The sequence below is a fragment of the Micromonospora narathiwatensis genome (genome assembly GCF_900089605.1).
Lineage (GTDB): Bacteria > Actinomycetota > Actinomycetes > Mycobacteriales > Micromonosporaceae > Micromonospora > Micromonospora narathiwatensis.
The window spans coordinates 1,392,172-1,414,118 of record NZ_LT594324.1 but is presented as its reverse complement, the minus strand read 5'-3'; the positions used below and the strand labels follow the sequence as shown (position 1 = coordinate 1,414,118).

Annotated in this window: 22 protein-coding genes; 7 read left to right on the top strand and 15 right to left on the bottom strand. The window is 75.0% G+C overall.

Annotated elements, in window-relative coordinates; all coding sequences use genetic code 11:
- Window positions 1-115: 115 nt before the first annotated feature.
- Genes GA0070621_RS06280 through GA0070621_RS29850 form a run of 3 tightly spaced genes read right to left on the bottom strand, consistent with a single transcriptional unit; the run spans window position 116 to window position 3,724 of the window.
- A complete protein-coding gene (locus tag GA0070621_RS06280; protein ID WP_091192286.1) occupies window positions 116-2,161 on the bottom strand; it encodes a sulfatase-like hydrolase/transferase in 2,046 nt (681 codons plus the stop codon).
- Window positions 2,154-3,569 carry a class I SAM-dependent methyltransferase gene (locus GA0070621_RS06275; protein WP_091192284.1) on the bottom strand — a complete coding sequence of 472 codons (1,416 nt, stop codon included), beginning with the start codon at window positions 3,567-3,569 and terminating at the stop codon, window positions 2,154-2,156. Before GA0070621_RS06275 ends, GA0070621_RS06280 begins: the two co-directional genes overlap by 8 nt.
- A 5-nt stretch (window positions 3,570-3,574) precedes the next feature.
- Entirely contained in the window at window positions 3,575-3,724 is a 150-nt protein-coding gene (locus tag GA0070621_RS29850; RefSeq protein ID WP_167666652.1) for a hypothetical protein, read from the bottom strand.
- Window positions 3,725-3,904: 180 nt separating this feature from the next.
- Here GA0070621_RS29850 and GA0070621_RS06270 point away from each other — a divergent pair, with 180 nt between their 5' ends.
- The gene (locus GA0070621_RS06270) at window positions 3,905-4,294 is read left to right on the top strand and encodes a VOC family protein (protein WP_091192283.1); all 390 of its coding nucleotides are present in this window, start codon (window positions 3,905-3,907) and stop codon (window positions 4,292-4,294) included.
- 31 nt (window positions 4,295-4,325) lie between these two features.
- Here GA0070621_RS06270 and GA0070621_RS06265 read toward each other — a convergent pair whose 3' ends face one another.
- The 6 genes from GA0070621_RS06265 to GA0070621_RS06240 form a co-directional block, all read right to left on the bottom strand.
- A complete protein-coding gene (locus GA0070621_RS06265) occupies window positions 4,326-5,183 on the bottom strand; it encodes a helix-turn-helix transcriptional regulator (protein ID WP_091192281.1) in 858 nt (285 codons plus the stop codon).
- 114 nt (window positions 5,184-5,297) lie between these two features.
- Window positions 5,298-6,527 carry a bifunctional glycosyltransferase family 2/GtrA family protein gene (locus GA0070621_RS06260; protein ID WP_091192280.1) on the bottom strand — a complete coding sequence of 410 codons (1,230 nt, stop codon included), beginning with the start codon at window positions 6,525-6,527 and terminating at the stop codon, window positions 5,298-5,300.
- A 2-nt stretch (window positions 6,528-6,529) separates the two neighbouring features.
- Window positions 6,530-8,944 carry an ArnT family glycosyltransferase gene (locus GA0070621_RS06255; RefSeq protein WP_091192278.1) on the bottom strand — a complete coding sequence of 805 codons (2,415 nt, stop codon included), beginning with the start codon at window positions 8,942-8,944 and terminating at the stop codon, window positions 6,530-6,532.
- 45 nt (window positions 8,945-8,989) lie between these two features.
- Window positions 8,990-10,483 (bottom strand): sensor histidine kinase, encoded by a 1,494-nt coding sequence (locus GA0070621_RS06250; RefSeq protein ID WP_091192277.1) that lies wholly within the window; start codon window positions 10,481-10,483, stop codon window positions 8,990-8,992.
- On the bottom strand, window positions 10,461-11,201 hold the full coding sequence (locus GA0070621_RS06245; protein ID WP_091202080.1) for a response regulator transcription factor: 741 nt from the start codon (window positions 11,199-11,201) through the stop codon (window positions 10,461-10,463). Before GA0070621_RS06245 ends, GA0070621_RS06250 begins: the two co-directional genes overlap by 23 nt.
- 114 nt (window positions 11,202-11,315) lie before the next feature.
- Entirely contained in the window at window positions 11,316-11,546 is a 231-nt protein-coding gene (locus GA0070621_RS06240) for a hypothetical protein (protein WP_091192275.1), read from the bottom strand.
- Between the two features lie 183 nt (window positions 11,547-11,729).
- On the opposite strand from GA0070621_RS06240, the gene GA0070621_RS06235 reads away from it, so the two are divergent.
- Window positions 11,730-12,677 (top strand): serine/threonine-protein kinase, encoded by a 948-nt coding sequence (locus tag GA0070621_RS06235; RefSeq protein WP_091192274.1) that lies wholly within the window; start codon window positions 11,730-11,732, stop codon window positions 12,675-12,677.
- Window positions 12,678-12,749: 72 nt separating this feature from the next.
- Window positions 12,750-13,178, top strand: coding sequence for an OsmC family protein (locus GA0070621_RS06230; RefSeq protein WP_091192272.1), 429 nt, complete (start codon window positions 12,750-12,752; stop codon window positions 13,176-13,178).
- Between the two features lie 4 nt (window positions 13,179-13,182).
- Here GA0070621_RS06230 and GA0070621_RS06225 read toward each other — a convergent pair whose 3' ends face one another.
- Complete coding sequence (locus tag GA0070621_RS06225; RefSeq protein WP_167666651.1) at window positions 13,183-14,130, bottom strand: endonuclease/exonuclease/phosphatase family protein; 948 nt, start codon at window positions 14,128-14,130, stop codon at window positions 13,183-13,185.
- A gap of 331 nt (window positions 14,131-14,461) precedes the next feature.
- Between GA0070621_RS06225 and GA0070621_RS06220 the strand changes: the two genes are divergently transcribed.
- The gene (locus GA0070621_RS06220; RefSeq protein WP_167666650.1) at window positions 14,462-15,295 is read left to right on the top strand and encodes a hypothetical protein; all 834 of its coding nucleotides are present in this window, start codon (window positions 14,462-14,464) and stop codon (window positions 15,293-15,295) included.
- A gap of 8 nt (window positions 15,296-15,303) precedes the next feature.
- Here the strand turns inward: GA0070621_RS06220 and GA0070621_RS06215 are convergent, their stop codons facing one another.
- The 4 genes from GA0070621_RS06215 to GA0070621_RS06200 form a co-directional block, all read right to left on the bottom strand.
- Window positions 15,304-15,834, bottom strand: coding sequence for an ATPase (locus tag GA0070621_RS06215; RefSeq protein ID WP_157739872.1), 531 nt, complete (start codon window positions 15,832-15,834; stop codon window positions 15,304-15,306).
- Window positions 15,835-15,946: 112 nt separating this feature from the next.
- On the bottom strand, window positions 15,947-16,393 hold the full coding sequence (locus tag GA0070621_RS06210) for a response regulator (protein WP_091192270.1): 447 nt from the start codon (window positions 16,391-16,393) through the stop codon (window positions 15,947-15,949).
- Window positions 16,394-16,458: 65 nt separating this feature from the next.
- Window positions 16,459-16,791: an STAS domain-containing protein gene (locus GA0070621_RS06205; RefSeq protein WP_091192268.1), complete on the bottom strand. Its 333-nt coding sequence runs from the start codon at window positions 16,789-16,791 to the stop codon at window positions 16,459-16,461.
- A gap of 212 nt (window positions 16,792-17,003) precedes the next feature.
- Window positions 17,004-17,318: a hypothetical protein gene (locus GA0070621_RS06200; RefSeq protein WP_091192267.1), complete on the bottom strand. Its 315-nt coding sequence runs from the start codon at window positions 17,316-17,318 to the stop codon at window positions 17,004-17,006.
- A gap of 187 nt (window positions 17,319-17,505) precedes the next feature.
- Between GA0070621_RS06200 and GA0070621_RS06195 the strand changes: the two genes are divergently transcribed.
- The 3 genes from GA0070621_RS06195 (at window position 17,506) to GA0070621_RS06185 (ending at window position 20,571) form a co-directional block, all read left to right on the top strand.
- The gene (locus tag GA0070621_RS06195) at window positions 17,506-18,480 is read left to right on the top strand and encodes a DUF2267 domain-containing protein (RefSeq protein ID WP_091192265.1); all 975 of its coding nucleotides are present in this window, start codon (window positions 17,506-17,508) and stop codon (window positions 18,478-18,480) included.
- A 59-nt stretch (window positions 18,481-18,539) separates the two neighbouring features.
- Window positions 18,540-19,328, top strand: coding sequence for a spermidine synthase (locus tag GA0070621_RS06190; protein WP_091192263.1), 789 nt, complete (start codon window positions 18,540-18,542; stop codon window positions 19,326-19,328).
- A gap of 115 nt (window positions 19,329-19,443) precedes the next feature.
- Entirely contained in the window at window positions 19,444-20,571 is a 1,128-nt protein-coding gene (locus GA0070621_RS06185) for an AI-2E family transporter (RefSeq protein WP_091192262.1), read from the top strand.
- A gap of 41 nt (window positions 20,572-20,612) precedes the next feature.
- On the opposite strand, the gene GA0070621_RS06180 is transcribed toward GA0070621_RS06185, so the two are convergent.
- The gene (locus GA0070621_RS06180; protein ID WP_091192260.1) at window positions 20,613-21,914 is read right to left on the bottom strand and encodes an NAD(P)/FAD-dependent oxidoreductase; all 1,302 of its coding nucleotides are present in this window, start codon (window positions 21,912-21,914) and stop codon (window positions 20,613-20,615) included.
- Between the last annotated feature and the right edge of the window lie 33 nt (window positions 21,915-21,947).

Here is a 21,947-nt window from a genome sequence, read left to right as displayed (position 1 = left end):
GGTGAGGTATGCGTCACCCGATTCCCGACCGGCGGGCTCGGAAACCCGGTGCACGCCCGACCACCCCGGCGAAAGCCGGGGTGGTCGGGCAGGCTGATGAACGGGGTGGAAGCGGTCAGGACAGGCGGAGGCTGCGCAGGCTACCGTCGGCGCCCACGCGGTAGATGTCCAGGCGATTGGCCCCGGCGGCGAAGAGCCGGTCGTCCGGGAGGAAGGCGGCGAACCGTCGGCCCCCCTTGTCGGGCGGGACGACCGGGACGACCGCGCCGACGGTGCCGTTGACCGCCACCGCGAGCTTCGTCCCGTTCGGCACCGAGGCGGGCACGGTGCCCCACACCAGGGCGGGCAGTTCGCCGGTCGCGGGGTCGACGGCGCGGAACGCGGCGAGGTTCGCCACGGTGGCCGTACCGCCGGCGGGTTTGTCGCCGACCCGAGTGCCGACCAACGGGTCCGGGGCGACCGGGGCGGGCGACGACGGCACCCCGCCGCCGATCCGTACCGGCTCGCCGGGGCGGTCGTAGAAGAGCTTCTCGGCCTGCTCGCGCGGGGCCTGCTTCGCCGAGCGGCCGTCCACCCGCCACGGGACGCTGACGTGGGTCTCGTCGGCGATGGTGGGCAGCAGGTCGACGTGCTGCCAGTTCCGGTCGTCGATCCGGCCGGCCTGCTGGCCGGGCTCCTTGAGGAACATCGGCACCCAGGCGACCTGGTCGGCGGCGTGGTTGATGGCGTCCATCCCCCGGCCCTGCCAGTCCCGCAGGAAACTCACCCCGTGGTCGGCGGTGACCAGGATGAGGGCCTTGTCGTAGAGCCCGCTGGCCCGCAGCGTACGCAGCGTCTCGCCGATGAGCCGGTCGGTGTAGCCGAGCTGGGCCAGGTGCCGCTGGCGGGCCAGGTCGACCCAGCCGGCACCGTCGTTGGGCAGGTCCTCCGGCGCGGCGTACTGCGCACCGGACGGCAGGTACGCCCACGGCGCGTGCGGCATCAGCAGGTGCAGGAAGTGCAGGGTGGGCCGGGACGACGGGCGCAGCCCGGCGAGGAAGCTGGTGAACCGGGCCGGCTGGTTGGCGTTCAGGGCGTCCCAGCGGAACTTCGGGTCCGCCGGGACCGGCTCGGCGGCGTCCAGCCCCGCCTCGGCCCGGGTCAGCTCGCGGTACGAGTTCTCCGGGTCGATCCGGCTGTCCACCGGCGCGGCGACCTGGCGCAGCAGCTTGCCGCTCTCCCGCACCAGGACGCCGAGCCCCTGCTCCGGGCTGGCCGGCTGCTCGCAGCGGCTGGGCGGGCAGAGCCGGGTGATGCTCTCCTCGGCCTTGATCTCGTACAGCCCGCCGAGGGCGGTGAAGAGGTTGTCCGGGTACTGCGAGTAGTGCGGGGCCACCGACTCGGCCGGGTAGCGGCCGGTCAGCATCGCCGGCAGCGCGTAGGGCGTCCAGCCGCTCACCCCGGTGGCGTTCCGGTACCAGGTCGAGCCGTTCGCGAGTTCGGCGAAGTGCGGGTACCGGGTGGCGTCGATCCGCCCGTCCGGGCCGAGCAGCGAGACCAGCGGCAGCTCGTCCAGCACGATCATGACCACCGGCGGGTGGGCGCCGGCGCCGGCCACCCCGGCGGCCCCGCCGTGGCCCTTCGGCAGCACCACCGCCGAGGCCGGCGAGGCGAAGGCGAAGAGGGCGACGAAGACCACCGGTCCGGCGGCGGCCAGCCGCAGCACCCGGCCCGGGGCCCGCCAGCGCCGGTGCGCGACCGCCGCGGCGGCGCCGACCACGCCCGCCGCCAGCAGCAGCGGTGCGCCACGCAGCGGCGTCGTGTGCCGTCCCACCTGGACGGCGAGGGCGGCCAGCAGCAGCCCCACCACGAGGGTGTGCACGACCGCCCGGACGATCCGGCCGACCAGCAGGCTGACCGCGCCGAGCAGTGCGAACGGCACGGTCGGCGCGATGGCGATCAGGGCCACCAGGAGCAGCACGTCGGCCGGGGAGGCGCGGTGGAACAGGAAGAAGTCCGGGCTGTGGCCCAGCACGTCCAGCAGCGGCTGGGTGACCACCAGCCCGACCAGCGCCACCACCTCCAGCAGCCGGCCCAGTTCGTCGCGCCAGTCGCCGCGACGGCCGGACGGCGGCGGCGCGACCGGGCGTACCTCGGGGGGTGCGAGAGTCTGCTCAGCCACCTGTCACCACCTGGTAGAGCGTCCGGGTGCCGGACGGCAGCTCGACCCGGCGGACGATCCGGCCGCGCGCCACGAGCAGCCGCTCGAACCCCTCGCGCCGGTAGTCCGGGAAGAGCCCGTCCGGCTTGTTGGCCAGCAGCCGCCGGGCCATCGGGTCCTCGGGGTGGACGAACTCCACCACCAGCGTGCCGCCCGGTACGGTCAGCCCGGCGAACTGGTCCAGCACCTCGACCAGCGGCACGTTCCGGCCGATCGCCAGGTGGTGCACCAGCGCCAGGGCGAGGACCAGGTCGGCCCGCGCCCGGTCGGCGAAGCCGGCCCGCTCGACACCCCGCCAGCCCCCGCCCGGCGACGGGTCGGCCAGGTCCATCACCAGCGGCAGGATCCGCCGCTCCCGCTCGTCGCGCAGCACGCGGTAGAGCGCGTCGACCACCGTCGGGTCCTGCTCGACCGCGACCACGTGGTCGGCGTGCCGGGCGGCGATCCGGGCGTACCGGCCGTCGTTGGCGCCCAGGTCGAGCGCCAGCCCCGGTACGGTCACCTCCGCCGCCCGGTCGACGAAGTCCTCCTTCGCCCGCCGGTCCGGCACCGAGTACGCGCAGGTGCGCTGGTAGTCCGACCAGTGGCTCTCCCCCGGCCGGACGTCCAGCCGGCGGACCAGCTTCTCGAGGCCGCGTACGGTCGCCAGGACCAGTTCCCGGGAGTAGCCGGCGGCCCGCAGTTGGGCGCGGACGTCGCTGGTGCTGGCGTGCGCGTGGTGGTCCTGCATCGCGCCGTGCAGGTGGACGTGGGTGAGTACGCCGGGGCGCAGCCGGCGGGCGCCGGAGAAGAGGCGGCGCATCTGCTCCGGCTCGATGCCGTCGATCCGGGCCCGCAGCCAGGGCTGGAAGTCCAGCCCGAGGTGGGCCTGGAGCAGCAGCGGATAGAGCAGGGTCTGACAGAACTGCCGGTATCCGGCCCAGGGCTCCCCGTCGCGGGCCGGCTCGAACGAGCCGACGTCGATGAAGACCGGCGTGGCGCCCCGCCACTGGAGGTTGTACGCCGAGCCGTCCTTGGTGGTGAAGCCGGCGGTCACCGCCGACCGCAGGACCTCCAGGTGCAGCAGCGCGGCGTCGCGCAGCATCCCGTACGACCACTCGTAGGGGTGCGAGACGAACGGGATGCGCTCGTGCCGCAGCACCGTGGCCCAGGGCAGGTCGACCGGGGTCGGGAGCAGTTCCTCGGTGCCGCACACCTTGCCGGCGGCGAGCAGGTCCCGGAAGAAGTCACTGGCGGCGAGGGCCCGCCAGTCGCGGGTGGACCGCTCGTCGAGGCCGCGCAGCACCTCGCCGCGACGGTGGAAGACCCGGTTGCCCGGGTCACGGAAGGAGCCCGGCTCCACCCGGGCGTCGGCGTCGGAGACGGCCACGCCGGTCAGCTCCGGTCGGTGGGCTGCCGGCGGAACCGGGCCACCAGCCGTCGCCAGTAGAGCTTGGCGGCCACCGCCGCGCCGGCCACCCCGCCGACCACCGCCTGCACGATCAGGCTGCCGGAACCCGCATCCAGGTAGGCCAGGTGCGTCACGGCTGCCCCCTTCCCTCGCCGTTGATGAAGGCCGGCCCGATATAGGGGCTTTCGACCTTTAAGCCGGACTTGCCCTCCACCGTACGCCGCCGAAGTCGGCGGTGTCGGGCACACCCGACACTCCACCCACGTCCGTTCCGTTCAAGACGCCCCGACCCGCCCGCCCCTACCGTTGCGGCCATGACACCGCATCTCGACCTGATCGGCATGGCCGTCACCGACATGGGCCGCACTCTGGACTTCTACCGCCGGCTCGGGCTGGCGATCCCGCCCGGCGCGGAGCGCGAAGCACACGTGGAGATCACCCTGGACAACGGCGTCCGGCTGGCGTGGGACACGGTCGAGATGGTCCGCACCTTCGACCCCGACCACACCCCGGCGACCGGAAGCCCCCGGGTTAACCTGGCCTTCCGCTGTGCCGACCCCGCCGAGGTCGACCGCTGGTACGCCGAACTGACCGCGGCCGGCCACCACGGCCACCTGCCGCCCTGGGACGCCGTCTGGGGCCAGCGGTACGCGGTCGTGCACGACCCGGACGGAAACGGCGTCGACCTGTTCGCCCCGCTGTAGCGAGGACACCTGGTTGACGCCGGCACCCCCGTCAGGCGTGGCGGGCGGGCAGGAGGTGGGTCGGGGACACCCCGGCGAACTCCTTCACCTCGCGGGTGAGGTGGGCCTGGTCGGCGTACCCGGCCAGCGCGGCGACCTCGGCCAACGGGGTGCCGGCGCGGGCCAGGTCGAGGGCGCGGCGCATCCGCAGGATGCGGGCGAGGGTCTTCGGGCCGTACCCGAAGAGGGTCCGGCTGCGTCGGTGCAGCGCCCGCGCGCCGAGGCCGACCTCGGCGGCGGTGGCCGCCACGGTGGCCCCGGCCGCCAGCCGGGCGGCGACCCGCGCGCCGAGCGGGTCGGGCCCGCCGGCGGCCCGCAGCCGCGCCACCGCGACCGCCTCCAGCGCGGCGGCCACCGGCTCCGTGCGGCCCGGCCAGTCGGGCGCCACACCGGTGGCCGGCACGGCGGGCCCGGCCGACGACCCGGCACGACCCGGGGACGGGGGCCCGGCCGAAAATCCGGCACGACCCGGGGCGGCGGCGTCCGCCACGCCGGGCCGTCGCGGGTGGTCGGCCTCGACGGTCACCGCCAGCCGGTCGGCCAACTCGACGGCGGCGCGGCCCCACAAGTCGGCGAGCGGGACGCGGCGGTCCCGCAACGCGTCGGCGGGAACGCCGAGGACGGCGGGTCCGGTGCCGGGTGGCAGGCGTAGCCCGACCCACCGCTCGCCGGGTGCGCTGCCGGAGAGGTGGGCGGTCCGGTCCGGACCGGCGACCAGCAGGCCGGCCCGGCTGGACCAGAGCAGGTCCAGGCACCCGTCCGGCAGCACCCGGGTCGCCGCCCCACCGGCGGCGATGCTCTCCCACACCACCGCCCCGGGGATCCCCGCCGCCGCCCCCTCCCGATACATTCCCCCACCCTGCCACGCGCCCACCGACCCCGCTGATCACGACGTCGTGGTCGGGCCTTCCGGCGGGTCGCGACAACAACCTCCTGATCGGCCGGACGAGGTGGGGCGGGACGGTCAGGGGCTGCGGTGGTGCATGGCCAGGCGGAGCAGGAGGAAGCGCAGGGCGGTGGCCGCGAGGTTCGCGGCGATGAGCACGGCCAGTTCCAGCGTCCGGGGCGGGGTGGCCACGGCGGCGTGCAGGAGCGCCAGGGAACCGCTGGTCAGGGCCAGGCCGAGGGCGAAGGCGAGCAGCCCCTGGAGGTGGTGCCGGCCGGCGTGGCGGCGGCCCGTGACGCCGAAGGTGAGCCGCCGGTTGGCGGCCGTGTTGGCCACCGCGGTGACCAGCAGCGCCAGCAGGTTCGCCGGCTGCGCCCCGAGCGGACCCCGGACCAGCACGAACAGCACCAGGTACGCGAGCGTGCTGGCCACCCCGACCGCGGCGAACCGTACGAGCTGCCGGGGCAGCCCGACCGGCACCTGCGCCGGCGGCGGGTGCAACGGCGCCCGGCCGAGCTGCTCGCGCAGCTCCGCCAGGGGAAGCGCTCCGGTCAGCAGCGCCCGGCCCAGCCGCCCGATGCCGCGCAGGTCGGCCACGGCGGTCGCGACGATGTCCACCCGGCTGTCCGGGTCGTCCACCCAGTCCACCGGCACCTCGTGGATGCGCAGGCCGGCCCGCTGCGCCAGGACCAGCAGCTCGGTGTCGAAGAACCAGCCGGTGTCCTGGACCAGCGGCAGCAGCCGGACGGCCACGTCGGCGCGGATCGCCTTGAACCCGCACTGCGCGTCGGAGAAGCGGGCCGCGAGGGTGCCGCGCAGCAGCAGGTTGTAGCCGCGCGAGATCACCTCCCGCTTGGCGCCCCGGACCACCCGGCTGGTCCGCGCCAGCCGGGTGCCGATGGCCAGGTCCGAGTGGCCGGAGATGAGCGGTGCCACCAGCGGCAGCACCGCCGCCAGGTCGGTGGAGAGGTCCACGTCCATGTACGCCAGCACCGGCGCCGGTGAGGCGGACCAGGCGGCCCGCAGCGCCCGGCCCCGGCCCTTGGCGTCGAGGTGCAGCACGCTCACCTCGGGCAGCTCCGCGGCGAGCGCCTCGGCCACCGCGAGGGTGCCGTCGACGCTGGCGTTGTCGGCCACGGTGATCCGGAACGGGTACGGGAAGTGCGCGGTGAGGTGGGCGTGCAGCCGTCGTACGCAGGGCCCGAGGTCGGCCTCCTCGTTGTAGACGGGAACCACCACGTCCAGTACGGCCGTCGGCGTCGTCGGTCGGGCCTGCACCGCGGCCCGGGGTTCGCTCGTCCAGGTCACGGTCAGCCCTCCCTTCCGCTGCTCAGGTCGTACACGGTGACGCCGTCGACGGTCTGCGCGGAGAAGTTGTCGGCGACCCAGGTGGCGATCTCCTGCGAGGCGCTGCTGCCGCCGTTGGCGCGGAACCCGCCGCCGCCGATGAAGTAGTGGATCTTCCCGTCGGCGACGTACCGCTGGAACTGGGCCAGGGTCGGGGACGGATCGCTGCCGTTGAAGCCGCCGACCGGCATCACCGGCCGCTCGGTCGCGAGCTGGTAGCCGGAGGCGTTGTTCGAACCGACGGTCGCGGCGACCCAGGTGTATCCGTCGGCGTCGGCCGTCAGCAGCGCCTTCAGTTCCGCGCTCGGCTCACGGGCGTCGAGCAGCCCGCCCATGCCGCCGCCGCGCGCCGACCGGCCGCCGCCCGGGAACTGCCCCTGGCCACCCGGGAAACCGGGGAACCCACCGTTCTGCCCGGTGCCGCCGTTCTGGCCGGTGCCGTTCTGGCCGCCGGGGAAACCCGGGAGCTGGCCGTTCGGACCGCCACCCGGGAAGGCCGGGAACTGGCCGTTCTGGCTCGTGCCGCCGTTCTGGCCGGGGAACAGCCCGGCCTGCCCTTCGCCGCCGGTCGCGCCGCCCCCTCGGAAGCCGGGGAACTGGCCGCCGCCGGGAAACCCGCCACGGCCGGGGCCGAAGTCGCGCGCCACGAACGGGCCGGCGCTGGGGATCGATCCGGTGTGCGGGGTCGACGCGGTCTGGATGGAGTACGCGACCGGGCCGGCGAGAGCGGTCGCCGCGCCGAGCGCCAACAGCAGCGGCGCCACCCGGCGGGGCAGCCGGTCGACGACCACGAGCAGCGCGGCGACGGCCAGGCCGACCAGGAGCACGACGGTACGCAGCCACGGGTACCAGTCGACGCTGCGGCCGAGCAGCCGCCAGGACCACCAGGTGGTGACCGCCAGGGTGACGGCGAGCGTCGTGGTGGCCGCCAGCGCCCGGCGCCGACCCGGGACGGTCCGGGCACCGGCCGGCGCGGTCGCGTCCGACCGGGGCGGGGCCGGGATGCCGGCGACCGGCGGCACCGGGTCGGACGCGGCGGGCGGGGCCGGGACGCCGGTGATCGGGGGCAGCGGGCCGGACGCGACGGCCGGCACGTACCCGGCGGCGGTCGCGCCGGAGGCGACCGGGCTGGTTCGGGCCCGCCACAGCAGGGTCACGCCGATGCCGACCAGCGCGCCGACCGCCGGGGCCAGGGCCACCGTGTAGTACGGGTGGAAGATCCCGGACATCAGGCTGAAGATCAGCCCGGTGACCAGCAGCCAGCCACCCCAGAGCAGCAGTCCCGCCCGCGTCCGGTCGGTACGCGCCGCCCGACCGGCCAGCACCAGCCCGGCGACCAGCAGCAGCACCGCGGCCGGCAGCAGCCAGGAAATCTGCCCGCCGACCTCGGCGTCGAACATCCGCAGCAGTCCGGTCTGCCCGGAGAACGGACCACCGCCACCGCCGCCCATCCGGCCGGGGCCGACGCTGCCCTCCTCGTTGCCGGTGATCCGGCCCAGGCCGTTGTAGCCGAGGGTCAGCTCCAGGATGCTGTTGTGCTGCGAGCCGCCGATGTAGGGGCGGGCGCTGGCCGGGACCAGCTCCACGACCGCCACCCACCAGCCGGCGGAGACCAGCACCGCCAGCCCGGACAGCAGCAACTGCCGGATCCGCCGCCAGAAGCCGGTCGGCGCGGCCAGCAGGTAGACGCCGGCGAAGACCGGGATCACCAGGAACGCCTGGAGCATCTTGGTGAGGAAGCCGAGGCCGACCAGCGCGCCGGTCAGCATGATCCACCGGGTGCTCGCCGTCTCGATCGCGCGTGTCGTCGCGTACGCGGCGGCGACCAGCAGGAACACCAGCAGCGCGTCGGGGTTGTTGAACCGGAACATCAGGGTGGCCACCGGGGTGACCGCGAGCACCGCGCCCGCCACCAGGCCGGCGACCGGGCCGTACCAGCGGCGGACGGCGGCGTACAGGACGCCGACCGAGGCCACCCCGAGCAGCGCCTGCGGCACCAGGATCGACCAGCTGCTCAGGCCGAAGAGCCGGACGGAGAGCGCCATCAGCCACAGCGCGGCGGGGGTCTTGTCGACCGTGATCGAATTGGCCGCGTCGGAGGAGCCGTAGAAGAACGCCTTCCAGCTCTCCGAGCCGGCCTGCACGGCCGCCGAGTAGAACGCGTTGCCCCAGCCCGAAGCGCCCAGGCCCCACAGGTAGAGCAGGGCGGTGGCCAGCAACAGTCCGACCAGGGCCGGTCGCGCCCAGCGCGGGTCGCGGCGGGGCGGCCCGGACGGCGCCCGCGCCACTGTCGTGGGCAGCGGTTCCGGGGCGGGGGCCGGGTCGGTGGCCGCCGCTTGCGGCGTGGGCGCGGTCAGCAGGCTCTCTGTTCTGTCCATGCCGGCCAGCCTCGTTCGGGCCGCTGGCCCGGCCCCATGAACGGCCTATGCGTCGGCTGTGGATCGCGGCAGCAGCACCGTGAAGACCGTACGGCCGGGACGGCTGGACACCTCGACCCGCCCGTGGTGGGCCTCCACCACGGCGGCCACGATGGCCAGGCCGAGGCCGGTGCTGCCGTGGGCCCTGGACCGGGAGCTGTCACCGCGGGCGAACCGTTCGAAGACCTCCGGCTGGAGTTCGGCCGGGACGCCGGGGCCGTCGTCGGTGACGCTCAGCACGACGCCTTCGGCCCCCGATGCGAGCCGGGTGGTGACCGTGGTGCCCGGCGGGGTGTGCACCCGGGCGTTGGCGAGCAGGTTGGCCACCACCTGGTGCAGCCGGTGCCCGTCGCCGGTGACGGTGACCGGCTCGTCGGGCAGGTCCAGCTCCCAGCGGTGCTCGGGGCCGGCCACGTGCGCGTCGCTGACCGCGTTCACCACGAGGGCGGTGAGGTCGACCGGCTCGGCCACGAGGGGCCGGCCGGAGTCGAGCCGGGCGAGCAGCAGCAGGTCGTCGACGAGGCTGGTCATCCGGGTGCTCTCCGACTCCACCCGGCGCAGCGCGTGCGCCACGTCGGGCGGGACCTCGTCGCGACCCCGGCGGGCCACCTCGGCGTATCCCCGGATCGCCGCCAGGGGGGTACGCAGCTCGTGGCTGGCGTCGGCGACGAACTGGCGTACCCGGGTCTCGCTGGCCTGCCGCGCGGCGAGCGCGGCGGCGACGTGGCCGAGCATCCGGTTGAGCGCGCCGCCCACCTGCCCCACCTCGGTCCGTGGATCGGTGTCGGCCGCCGGCACCCGGACCGACAGCGCCACCTCGCCGCGGTCCAGCGGCAGCTCGGTGACCCGGCTGGCGGTGGCGGCGACCCGGTTCAACGGGCGCAGCGTGGCCCGGACGATCAGCGCGCCGAGGCTGCCGGCGATGAGCAGCCCGGCGGTGACCACGCCCGCCTGGGCGACCATCATCCACATGACCGTCTGTTCCACCGAGGCGAGCGGGATGGCGAAGACCAGCACGTCGCCGTCGGGCACCTGGCGGGCCACCGCCCGGTAGTCCCCGCGATCGTCGAGGGCCACGGAGTGTGGCCGGCTGTCGGCGGGCACCCGGGTCAGCGCGGTCACCTCGCCGGCCGACAGCGGGACGGCGTTCGCGGCGGTCAGTCGGCTGGCCTGGACGACCCGCCCGTTGACGATCTTGGCGGAGATGGAGTCCTGCGGAAAGCCGGGCGGCACCCCGAGGGGGACGTTGCCCTCCCGCCACTGGGGCAGGTCGAACGGGGACGTCCGGCGGTCCTGCCGGCGCGGCTGGTCCCCGGTGAGCTGGTTGTCGACCTGGGCCACCAGGAAGTGCCGCAGGGCGACCGTGGTCAGGCCGCCGATGCCGACGCTGACCAGGGCGAGCAGCGCCACCACGGAAAGCACCAGGCGGCGGCGCAGCGACCAGCCGGCCAGCCAGCCACGCAGCCGTCCGGCCCGCTCACTCCGCGGGCTTGAGGACATACCCGGCGCCCCGCAGTGTGTGGATCATCGGCTCGCGGCCCGCGTCGATCTTCTTGCGCAGGTACGAGATGTACAGCTCGACCACGTTGGCCTGGCCGCCGAAGTCGTAGTTCCAGACCCGGTCGAGGATCTGCGCCTTGCTCAGCACCCGGCGCGGGTTGCGCATCAGGTAGCGCAGCAACTCGAACTCGGTGGCGGTGAGGGTGATCAGGTCGCCGCCGCGGCGTACCTCGTGGCTGTCCTCGTCGAGGGTGAGATCGCCGACGGTGAGCACGGCCTCCTCGCGGGTGGCGACCGCGAACCCGGAGCGGCGCAGCAGGGCGCGCAGCCGGGCGATCACCTCCTCCAGGCTGAACGGCTTGGTGACGTAGTCGTCACCGCCGACGGTGAGCCCGGCGATCCGCTCCTCCACCGCGTCCCTGGCGGTCAGGAAGAGCACCGGCACGGTCGGGGTGTCCTCGCGCAGCCGGCGCAGCACCTGGAAACCGTCCAGGTCCGGGAGCATGACGTCGAGCACCACCGCGTCCGGCCTGAACTGCCGGGCGGCGCTGATCGCGGCCATCCCGTTGCCGGCCGTGGTCACCTGCCAGCCCTCGTAGCGCAGGGCCATCGAGAGCAGGTCGGTCAGCGTGGGTTCGTCGTCCACCACGAGTACGCGCACCGGTTCGCCGTCCGGTCGGCGCAGTTCGATCCGGCCCTGCGCGGCCTGCCCCTCCATGACCATGTCCCCCATCGTGGGCGGGTCCGCTGTGCCGAGCCTGTCCCGATCCTGTGTACCAGCTGTGCGGCCCCGGCGGGCCGGGTGGTGACGGTCCGGGCCGGCCGGACCGGTTCACTCGGTGGCGCCGAACGGTTCGGTGCGCACGTACCGCATGGTCCAGGTGCCCCAGCCGTCGCGGTGGTCCCGTTCGTAGAGGTGGTCGGCCTCGCCGCCGCCCGGAGCGGGGCGGCCCGGATGGCGCATGATCCACCGCTGCGGTGGCGCCCCGGCCGGGTCGGCCGGCAGGTCCCGGACCAGGTCGTCGGCGGGCCCGCCGACGAACCGTACGCGCACCAGAGCCACCGCTGCCCTCCGCTTCCTCCGCCGGCCCGCCCCGGCACGGCACCGCTGCCCGGAAGCTACCCCGGGACGGCCGCCCCCGCACCGCGAAACTCCCGGCGGTTTGCCCTGCTCGGGGCGGGGGTACCGCGAATCCGCGACGCCGGGGGAACGGTTCCCCGGGCGGGGCGGGACGAGGAGAGGTCGATGCGAACCCTGGGCGGGCGGTACGACCTCGAACGGCGCGTCGGCGTCGGCGGGATGTCGGAGGTGTGGCGGGCGCACGACCTCGTGCTGGACCGGACCGTCGCGGTGAAGCTGATCTCCCCGGGGCTGGCCGGAGAGATCACCTCGGTCGACCGGATCCGGGCGGAGGCCCGCTCCGCGGCCCGCCTCGTGCACCCGAACGTGGCCAGCGTGCACGACTTCGGCACGGCCGCGGCGGCGGACGGCCGGGAGGTGCCGTACATCGTGATGGAGCTGGCCGAGGGCGAGACGCTCGCCGAGCACCTGCGGGACGGTCCGCTGGACTGGCGGATCGCGGCGCGGGTCTGCGCCGAGGTGAGCGCCGCGTTGTCCGCCGCGCACGCGCACGGCATCGTGCACCGCGACGTGAAGCCGGCGAACGTCATCCTCGCCCCGTCCGGGGTGAAGGTGCTCGACTTCGGCATCGCCGCCCCGGCCGGGGCGCCCGACCACACCCCGGACGGCGTCGTGGTGGGCACGCCCGCGTACCTGGCGCCGGAGCAGCTCGACCGGCAGCCGGCCACCCCCGCCGCCGACATGTACGCCCTCGGCGTACTGCTCTACTACTGCCTGACCGGCCGGCTCCCGTACGCCGCCGGCAGCACCACCCAGTTGCTCGGCGCGCGCCGACGCCGACCACCGGAGCCGCTGCCGGAGATCCCCGGCCTGCCGGCCGAGATCGCCGAGCTGTGCCGGCGCTGCCTGGCCGAGGCGCCGGTGACCCGGCCGACCAGCCTGATGGCCGCGCTGCTGCTCGCCGAGGCGGTGGACGCCCGGGTGTACGTGCCGATGCTGGTGACGCCGCCGCGGCGGCGTCCGGCCCCGGTGTCCCCGTGGACCGACCGGGCGGCCGGCGAGGCGACCGAGGCGATGGCCGCCGACGCGGGTCCGACCGGTGCGGGCCGCTGACTCCATGGGACCGGGCCTGTTTCGCGGTGCGGGGGCCGGGTAGCCGGGCGGGTGAGTGACGGGAGGAACGCGATGGCGAATCCGAGTTCCTGGCTGCCGGAGAAGGCCACGGCGACCGCCGCGGGGGGTCACGTACGCACCGAGGACGGCGGGCTCTCCACGGCCCTGGCGTCCCCGCTGGCGCCGCACTGCACCGGCCTGACGCCCGAGCAGTTGCTGGCCGCGGCGTTCGCGTCCTGCCTGCACCACGCCGCGGTGGAGGCGGCCGCCGAGATCACCGACGAGGCGCACACGGTCGAGGTGACCGCGGAGGCGAAGCTCGGCCGCGACGACGACGGCCGGTACCGGGCCGACGTGCACGCCGAGATCTCCTCCGCCGGGCTGACCCGCGGGCAGCTGGCCGACCTGGTCGCCTACGCCGACCGGCTCTGGCCGTTCTCCAGCGGCGACACCAGCCGGCACCGGCTCACCGTCACCCCCGCCGAGAACGGGCGGCGCTGACCCGTCACCAGCGGAACGCGGCGGTCACCGCCCGGTGGTCGCTGTCCGGGGTGTGCAGCACGCCCGCCGTGGTGGGGGTGAGCCCCCGGTAGAGCACGTGGTCGGGGCGGGCCACCGGCAGCTCCGCCGGCCAGGTGAAGCCGAACCCCTGCCCGGCCTCGGCCTGCGCGTCGTGCAGCAGCCGGGTGAGCGGGACGAACACCCGGTCGGTGGTGGCGGTGTTCAGGTCGCCGAGCACCACCAGCCGGGACGCGTCGTCGGTCCGCACGGTGGCGGCCAGCGCGGCGAGGGTCTCGTCCCGGGTGGCGGTGTGCCCGGCACGGGCGGAGCCCAGGTGGACCACGTACACCACGAGGTCGCCCTGCGGGGCGGCGACCACCGCGCGTAGCGCCCGGTCCCAGCCCAGGCCGGTGTCCACGCCGACGGAGTCGCGGATCGGCCACCGGCTCCACAGCGCGACCGTCGACACCGCGGCCCGGTGCGGATACCGCTGGCGCAGCGCGGCGTCGACCCGGTCGTCGTCGTCGACCTCCTGCAACCCGATCAGGTCCGCGTCGGTGGCGGCGAGCGCGCCGACCGTGGCGGCCGGGTCGGGGTTCCCGGAGCGCAGGTTCTGGCTGGCCACCCGGAGCGAGGCCGGCCCGGCGGCAGCCGCCGGCGGCAGCCAGGCACGGCCGTAGAGGGTGCCCCAGACGACCGCCGGGACGAGCACCGCCAGCAGCGCGAGCCGGGAGCGGCGCAGCAGCGCCGCGAGCCCGAGCAGGGGTACGCCCAGCCCGAGCAACGGGGTGGCGCTGTCGACCAGGCTGCCCACGCCGTGCACGTTGGGCACCGCGCGGTGGCCGGCGATGAGCACGGCCAGCAGGACGGCGACGACGGTGACCACCAGCCCCCGCCGGCCCCGGCGACCGGCCGGATCGCCGGCGGCCCGTTCATCGGCCTTCTGCGTCACCGCCCGCATCGTATCGAGAGGGGAGGCCCCCGGTTGCCGGGATCCCGGCAGATCCGGGCCGCCGCCGTCCCGGCCGCTCCGCCGAGGAGCCGCGCCCCAGGTGGCGGGGGTGCCCGTCCGCCGAACGGTGGATGCCGAGGCGAGCCACCGGGAGATGGATCATAAGACCGTCCCGATCCGCCCTTTCCGCTATTACCGACAAACCCGAAAAGCCAGTCGCACGGCATTCGTCATCCGCTGAGCGCAATGCGGGGGTGGATCATGGCAAATTGTGGCGCAAGCCACCAATCACCCCGGTGGCCCGCGCCGGAAAGCTCTCTAGCCTCGGCGGGTGCACCCCGACCACCCCCCGCAGCAGAACCTGACCGTGACCTGCGTCTGTGGCCAGCCGATGGACCCCACATCGGCCGAACGGAGGAACGGGCGACACCGGGTCGCACCGCCCCGCCGTGGCCCGCTCACGTCGACGCCCGCCCGGATCGCTCTCGCGGCCGGCGTGATCTGCTGCCTCGGCGTGATCGGCGTCGTCGGCGCCCGGGACAACGGGCAGCGCCACGAGCCGGTCCACGAGGCGCTGGCCGACCGCGCCGTTGCCGAGCAACGCGCCTCCCGCGACTTCACGCGCACTTCGCCGCCGGTGGCGGCCGTCCCGGTCACCCCGAGCCCGACGGCCACCCCGAGCCCGAAGCCCACCAGGCAGGCGACGAAGAAGCCCAGCCGGCCGGCGCGCCCCCGCCCGGTCGCCGGCCTCGACCAGCGCCAGATGGACAACGCCAAGGTGATCGTCGACGCCGGACGGGCCATGAACCTGCCGCGCCGGGCGCTCGTCGTGGCCGTCGCCACCGCCATGCAGGAGAGCAACCTCTACAACCTGGCCAGCGACGTGCTGCCGGAGTCGTACAACTACCCGCACCAGGGCAGCGGCTCCGACCACGACTCGGTAGGGCTGTTCCAGCAGCGGCCGAGCAGCGGCTGGGGCACGGTCGCCGAGCTGATGCAGCCGGCGTACGCGGCCCGCGCCTTCTTCGCGGCGCTCGCCGAGGTGCCCGGCTGGGCGGACCTCAGCCTCACCGAGGCGGCCCAGGCGGTGCAGGTCTCCGCCTACCCCGACGCGTACGCCCAGCACGAGGAGCGCGCCACCACCGTCGTCGCCGCGCTGGTCTGAGCCGAGGCTCAGGCTGCGCTCCGCTCGGTCGGCCCGGTCGCGGGGTCGCCGGGAGCGGCCGCGGCCACCCGGGTAGCCGGCACCCCGGCCGCGGCGGTCGGGGTGTCCGCCGGCACCGTCTCCCCGCGTACCCCGGACAGGATCTCCTCCACCCGGGCCTCCCGCCGCCGGCGGGCCAGCAGCGCCGCCTCGACGTCGCGGCGCGCCCGCAGCGCCTCCGCGTACGCCTGCTCGCGGACCTGGCGGGCCTCCTCGCGGGCGGCGTCCAGCTCGCCGCGCGCCCGGGCCAGCAGCTCGGCGGCCTCCCGCTCGACGATGGCCGCACCGGCCCGCACGGCCGCCTCGTCGCCCGGCACGGCACGCCGGCGCAGGAAGTCGCAGAGCTGCGTCGCCTCCTGCCGGATCCGGTCCCACTCGCGGCCGACGCCGGCGGCGCTCTCCGCGCGCGCCGCGAGCCGGACCAACCGGAGCCCCAGCTCATCGAGGCAGGAGTCCACCTGCCGCTGGTCGTAACCGGTGTCAACGACGGAGAAACTCATACTGTCGCCCCCCAGGCAGCTGGTGTCACTTCCCCCACCTGACGATGTTCCTGGGTGGCGGCCACGGCCGCGGCGGTTCGCCAAAAATGTTCAGCATCCGAGCGCCGGCGGCTCAGGAACGCTTCGGCAGCACCACCACACGCCCGAAGAACTCGTCGATACGGTGCACCACGTCGTTGAAGTCGTCCAGGTCGATCGGCTTCGTCACGTACGCGTTGGCCTGCAACGTGTAGCTGCCGACGATGTCGGTGTCGGCGTTGGAGGTGGTCAGCACGACGATCGGGATGGTCCGCAGGTCGACGTCCTGCTTGACCGCGCCGAGCACCTGCCGGCCGTCCATCCGGGGCATGTTCAGGTCGAGCAGGATGACGTCGGGGCGCCGGGCGTCGCGGTGTCGCCCCTCGCGCCGAAGGAACTCCATCGCCTCCTGGCCGTCGTTGACCACGTCGATGACCTTCTCGACGTCGGAGTCCACGAGCGCCTCCTCGATCATCAGGACGTCGCCCGGGTCGTCGTCCACCACGAGGATGCGCACGGGGCTCGGGGTGCGTGGACCCAAGGGACACCTGCTTCGTCTCGACGCCAGGAACCGGGCGGCCACCCGTTGGCGGGAAATCTAACCGATCACGGACGGTCGGGCCGTTCCCCCTCGTAGCGGAGGACGTCGGCCAGCCCGGTCACCTGGAGCACCCGGGCGACCCGGCCGGTCGCCCCGGTGACCCGCAGCCAGCCGCCCACGGCGGCGGCGCGGTTGTCGCCGCGGACGAACGCGGCGATGCCGGTCGAGTCGCAGAAGGTCAGCTCGGTGAGGTCCACCAGCAGCTCCCGCTGCCCCTCGGCGACCAGGCGGTCGATGGCGGCGTTCAGCTCCGCGGCGGTGCCCAGGTCGAGTTCGCCGGCGAGCCGGAGGCGGGCCGCGCCCCCGACCCGCTGGCCGTACGTGACGGTGAACGTCACCGTGGCCCCTCCCGCTCCTACCGCAAGACGGACGTTTGCAGCGCGGCAAGTATACGCGCCTTCCCGGCCACCACCGGTGCCACGACATCGGCACCCCGGCCGGACCGGTCGACCCGGACACCGGCACGGCCCGCCGACCCGGCCGGGACACGGCGCGGGCAGGGGAGGGCCCCCGACCCTGGGACCAGGGGTCGGGGGCCGGGGAGGGTGGCTCAGGAGGCCGGGACCGGCTGCCGGCGCGGCCCCGACTCGCGCAGCTCCGCCTCCGTGGGCGACGCGGCGTCGTCGGGGGTGCCGGAGTCGGGCGTCTGGAAGAGATAGCGGACGAAGTCGGCACCGGCCTCGTTGTCGTCCGCTCCGGGCCACTGCCCCACACAGTCGACGCCGACCACCTCGCGGCCGGTCCCGTCAGCCTCTTCGAGCAGCGCCCACAGCGTCACCGGGTAACAGCGGGTGGCCTCCGGGGTGACCTGCCACCGTGCGTACCAGCCGGGGCGGGCGGGGACGATCTCGATGATCCTCTTCATGACGACCTTCCCTTCCGCGTGCGTCGGAAGTCTTCCGGTCCACCCCGATCGTGGAACACCGCGGGGTGAGCGGCCCTCACCCCCGGCGAGTGAAGCTCGCCGGCCGCCGACGGCAGCCGTTTCCTTCCCGGCGGCGCCGGGAAGGCGGGCCGCGGAAGGCGGAACCGACGAGGAACGAGGTGCGACGATGCGCAAGCAGATGGAGGGCGACAACCAGCGCCGCCGGACCCTGGCGCGGGAGGCCCGGGAACGCGGTCGGCGGCCCAGCCAGACCGGCGCCAGCCTGAGCGCGTCCAAGCAGGTCACCTCGCTGGACCAGCGGGAACGGTCCGGCCCGCCGCCGGCCGGGCGGCACAAGCCCAACACCACGCGCGGCGGTCCGGCGCCGCCGCCGGCCGGCGTACCGGAACGCCCCCGGCCCCGGCCCGACGAGGCCCCGGGCGGGCGCGTGACCACGCTGGGCTACCGGGATCTCGTCGACGACGTCAGCCGGCGCGCCGGGGTGGACTTCTCCACCGCCAAGGTGGCGGCCGAGGCGACCGTGCTCGCCCTCGCCTGCGCGCTGGACGAGGTCGCGCGCGAACGGCTGCTCGAAGCGGTGCCGCTGAAGCTGCACGACGTGGTGCCGGTGGAGGGCGTCGGACGGCACCGGGACCTGCCCGGCTTCCTGGCCGAGGTGGGCCGCCGCAGCCGCCTCACCCCGGAGCAGGCGCGCTACCAGGCCGAGGCGACCCTGGCCGCGCTGGCCGACGCCGACGGTGACCTGGTCGAGTCGCTGCGCGTACCGGACGGGTTGCGGGACCTGCTGGCGCCGCCGTCGCCCGGCGGTGGGCTGGTGGGCCCGGCGTCCGCCACCGCGCCCCTGGACGAGCAGGAGTTGCGCGACGCGCTCGCCCGGCTGCCGTACTGGTCCAGCGACCGGCAGTCGCTGGTGCGCACCATCGAACTGCCGGCGGGGAACCTGGACCGGGTGCTCGACCGCCTCGACCAGCTCCGGGGCGAGACCGGACGCGGCCCGCAGATCGGCCGCCCCGACGCGGACAGCGCCGTGCTGACCGTACAGACCCAGCAGGTCGACGGGGTGACCGCGCTGGACGTGGACCTGGCCCGGCGGGTCGACGACGCCATCGACGAGGCGGGTGCCGGTGTGAACGCCGGCTGAGCCGCCCCGGGCCGGCGGGCACCCCGCCCGCCGGCCCGCACCGGGTACCGTTGCCCGCCGTGGGGAGCGCGGAGCGGCTGGAGATCGTCGTGGACCGGGCCCGGCCGACCGGGCGTACGCTGCTCGCCGCCGGGGTGGAACAGTCCTACGTGGACGTGGCCGACCCGTGGCACCTGCACTTCGAGTACGTCCGCCGGATGGCCGCGGTGGTCGAGCTGGCCGCGCCGCCGGGCCGGCCGCTGACCGCCCTGCACCTGGGCGGCGGGGCGCTCACCCTGCCGCGCTGGCTGGCCGCCGCCCGGCCCGGCTCCCCGCAGCGGGTGATCGAGCGGGACCCGGCGGTGGTCGAGCTGGTGCGCCGCGAGCTGCCGCCGACGCCCGCCGAGGTGGCCGTGGAGGTCGGCGACGCCCGGGACGCGGTGACCCACGCGCCGTCCGGCGGGTACGAGCTGGTGCTCGCCGACGTCTACCGGGCGGCCCAGATGCCCCCGCAGGCGGCCAGCGTCGAGTTCGTCACCGAGGTGGCCCGGGTGCTGCGCCCGGACGGCGTCTACCTGGTCAACGTCACCGATCTGCCGCCGCTGGTCTTCTCCCGTACCCAGGTGGCCACGCTGCGCGCCGTCTTCGCCGACGTCTGCCTGGTCGCGGACCGGCGCATGCTGCGCGGCCGGCGCTACGGCAACCTGGTGCTCGCCGCCGCCCACCACCCCGACCGGCTCCCGGTACGCCGACTCGCCGCCCGGGTCGCGAGGGACCCGGTGCCCGGCGGCGTGCTGCACGGGGCGGAGCTGGACGCGTTCGTCGCCGGCGCCCGCCCGGCCACCGACGCCGGCCTCGCCGGCGGCTGACCCGCCCACCCGACGCCGGCTCGCCCTCGGGCGCGAGGGCCAGTGATCGACGGGCCGGTTCCGGGGTCCCCGGCCGGCGTGGTTTCCCCGAGGCGGGCGCGGGTAGCCGCGCCGGATGAGCAACGCCGACGACCGGTCCACCGCCCGGCGTACGTTGATCGTCATCGGCCTGGTGCTCGCCACCCTGATCGCCCTGGCGCTGATCCGGGCGACCCAACAGGTGCTGATCTGGATCCTGGTCGCGGCGTTCTTCGCGGTCGCCCTGAATCCCCTGGTAGACCGGCTGCAACGCCGGTTCGTCCGGCGTCGTGCACTGGCCACCCTGCTGGTCTTCGTGGCCACCTTCGTACTGCTCGCCGCGCTGGCCGCGGTGATCCTGGTCCCGCTGGTCGACGAGCTGAGCCGGTTCGCCGAACGGGCACCCGAGCTGCTCCGGGAGACCCGCGCCGGCCAGGGTCCGGTCGGCCGGCTGCTGGAGCGGTTCCACCTCCGCCAGCTCGCCGTCTCCCATGCCGCCCAGCTCGAACAGTTCGGCTCCCGCCTCGGCCAGCCGGCCGTCGGGGTGCTGCGCGGGGTGGTCGAGACCGTCGCGGGGCTCGTCACCGTGGTGGTGCTCGCCTACCTGATGGTGCTGGAGGCGCCGCGGATCATCGACACCACGCTGACCCTGGCCGGCGACCGCCGGGCGGAGCGGCTGCGCCGGATCGGCCGCGAATCCTCCCGCACCATCACCGGCTACCTCAGCGGGAACCTGCTGATCAGCGTGCTGCTCGGCGGGATGACCTTCCTGGTGCTCCTGTTCACCGGCGTCCCGTTCGCCGCGGTGATCGCCCTGCTGGTCGCCATCGCGGACCTGATCCCACTGGTCGGGGCGACGCTGGGCGCCATCATCGCCGCCGCCGCCGGCTTCGTGCACTCCCCCACCACCGGCCTGGTGGTGCTGGGCTTCTTCATCGTCTACCAGCAGGCGGAGAACCACCTGCTGGCACCGGTCATCATGTCCCGGGCGGTACGGCTCAACCCGCTGGCCGTGCTGATCAGCGTGCTGCTCGGGGCCGAACTGGCGGGCCTGGTGGGCGCCCTGCTGGCCATCCCGGCCGCCGGGATCGTGCAGATCCTGCTGCGCGAGTTCACCCCCGCCGGGCACGCCCTGCCCCCGCCGGCGACCGGCGCGGGCGGGCGGCTCCACCTGCCACGGCTGAGGCGACGAGGTGCGGCAGACGACAAACCGGAAAGTCCATGACTCCATGATCGGCGGAGTCCGTCCGCGCCGGACGGCGGAGGTCAGCGGCCGCGGACGACCACCTCGGGGGACTCGCTCTCCAGCGGGACCGCGTTCGCCGGTACCAGGCCGAGCTGCACCGCCGGGCGGGGCAACGTCGCGTCGAGCACCCAGTCGGCGCCCACCCGGGCCCGGTTCCCCGGCATGGCGAACAGGTGGTAACCGCGGGTGACGGCCTTCGCCGGCAGGCCGGACAGCGACAGCTTCAGCGGGTTGGCCGCCGCCTCCTTGCCGCCCAGGTCGACCACCCAGCCCAGGTCGTAGTGCTTGTACGGCTTCCGCGTGCCCTGCCCGTACGAGGCCGCGATGTTGTGCGCCGCGAGCTTGCCCTGGCGCTGCGCGTGCTGCGCGGTCATCGCGCAGATCTGCCCGGGGCGGCTCAGGTCGGGCACCGCCGCCGCGTCGCCGCAGGCGTACACCTCGGGGCAGCCCGGGACGTTGAGGTACTCGTCGACCACCAGGCGCCCCTTCTCGGTACGCAGTCCCAGCTCGGCGACGAACGGGTCGGGGCGTACCCCGACGCACCAGACCAGGCTGCACGTCGGCACGTACTCGCCGTCGGTGAGCATGACGCCGTCCGGGGTGGCCTCGGAGACGGAGGTGCCCATCCGCACGTCCACCCCGCGCCGGCGCAGCACCCGGTCGGCGGTGACCGACATCCGCTGGTCCAGCTCGGGCAGCACCCGGGGCGCCACGTCGAGCAGCATCCAGCGCGGGCGGACCTTGAGGTGGGGACGCTGGGCGATGAGGCGGTCGGTGAAGAGCTGCCCGTGCGCGGCGACCTCGGTGCCGGTGTAGCCGGCGCCCACCACCACGAAGGTGGTCCGGGCCCGCTGCTCGGCCGGGTCCTCGGTCAGCTCGGCCAGCTCGATCTGACGGACCACGTGGTCGTGCAGGTAGAGCGCCTCGGGCAGGCCGCGGAAGCCGTGCGCGTACTCGGTCACCCCGGGGATGGGCAGCAGCTTGTTGACGCTGCCGACGGAGAGCACCAGCCGGTCGTACGCGAGCCGGCCGTGGTCGCCCTCCGGGGAGCGGTAGCCGACCCAGCGGTTCTGCAGGTCCACCCGGTCCGCCTCGCCGATCACCACCCGTACCCCGTCGAGGGTGCCCGCGAGCGGCACGGAGATCCGGGTCGGCTCGACCACCCCGGCGGCGACCTCGGGCAGCAGCGGCAGGTAGAGGAAGTAGTCGGTCGTGTTCAGCAGAACGATCTCGGCCCGCTCGGCGGCCAGCCGACTCAACGTCTTCGCCGCGTGGTATCCGGCGAACCCGGCCCCCACGATCACCACACGAGGTTTCGTCATGCCCGCTCCCGTTCCCGCCGACACGGCCGACAA

Excerpts from the sequence above, each read along its gene's own strand:
- GA0070621_RS06270 (WP_091192283.1), top strand. The coding sequence starts at position 3,905 with ATGACACCGCATCTCGACCTGATCGGCATGGCCGTCACCGACATGGGC.
- GA0070621_RS06265 (WP_091192281.1), bottom strand. The coding sequence starts at position 5,183 with ATGTATCGGGAGGGGGCGGCGGCGGGGATCCCCGGGGCGGTGGTGTGG.
- GA0070621_RS06255 (WP_091192278.1), bottom strand. The coding sequence starts at position 8,944 with ATGGACAGAACAGAGAGCCTGCTGACCGCGCCCACGCCGCAAGCGGCG.
- GA0070621_RS06250 (WP_091192277.1), bottom strand. The coding sequence starts at position 10,483 with ATGTCCTCAAGCCCGCGGAGTGAGCGGGCCGGACGGCTGCGTGGCTGG.
- GA0070621_RS06245 (WP_091202080.1), bottom strand. The coding sequence starts at position 11,201 with ATGGAGGGGCAGGCCGCGCAGGGCCGGATCGAACTGCGCCGACCGGAC.
- GA0070621_RS06235 (WP_091192274.1), top strand. The coding sequence starts at position 11,730 with ATGCGAACCCTGGGCGGGCGGTACGACCTCGAACGGCGCGTCGGCGTC.
- GA0070621_RS06230 (WP_091192272.1), top strand. The coding sequence starts at position 12,750 with ATGGCGAATCCGAGTTCCTGGCTGCCGGAGAAGGCCACGGCGACCGCC.
- GA0070621_RS06215 (WP_157739872.1), bottom strand. The coding sequence starts at position 15,834 with ATGAGTTTCTCCGTCGTTGACACCGGTTACGACCAGCGGCAGGTGGAC.
- GA0070621_RS06200 (WP_091192267.1), bottom strand. The coding sequence starts at position 17,318 with ATGAAGAGGATCATCGAGATCGTCCCCGCCCGCCCCGGCTGGTACGCA.
- GA0070621_RS06195 (WP_091192265.1), top strand. The coding sequence starts at position 17,506 with ATGCGCAAGCAGATGGAGGGCGACAACCAGCGCCGCCGGACCCTGGCG.
- GA0070621_RS06185 (WP_091192262.1), top strand. The coding sequence starts at position 19,444 with ATGAGCAACGCCGACGACCGGTCCACCGCCCGGCGTACGTTGATCGTC.
- GA0070621_RS06180 (WP_091192260.1), bottom strand. The coding sequence starts at position 21,914 with ATGACGAAACCTCGTGTGGTGATCGTGGGGGCCGGGTTCGCCGGATAC.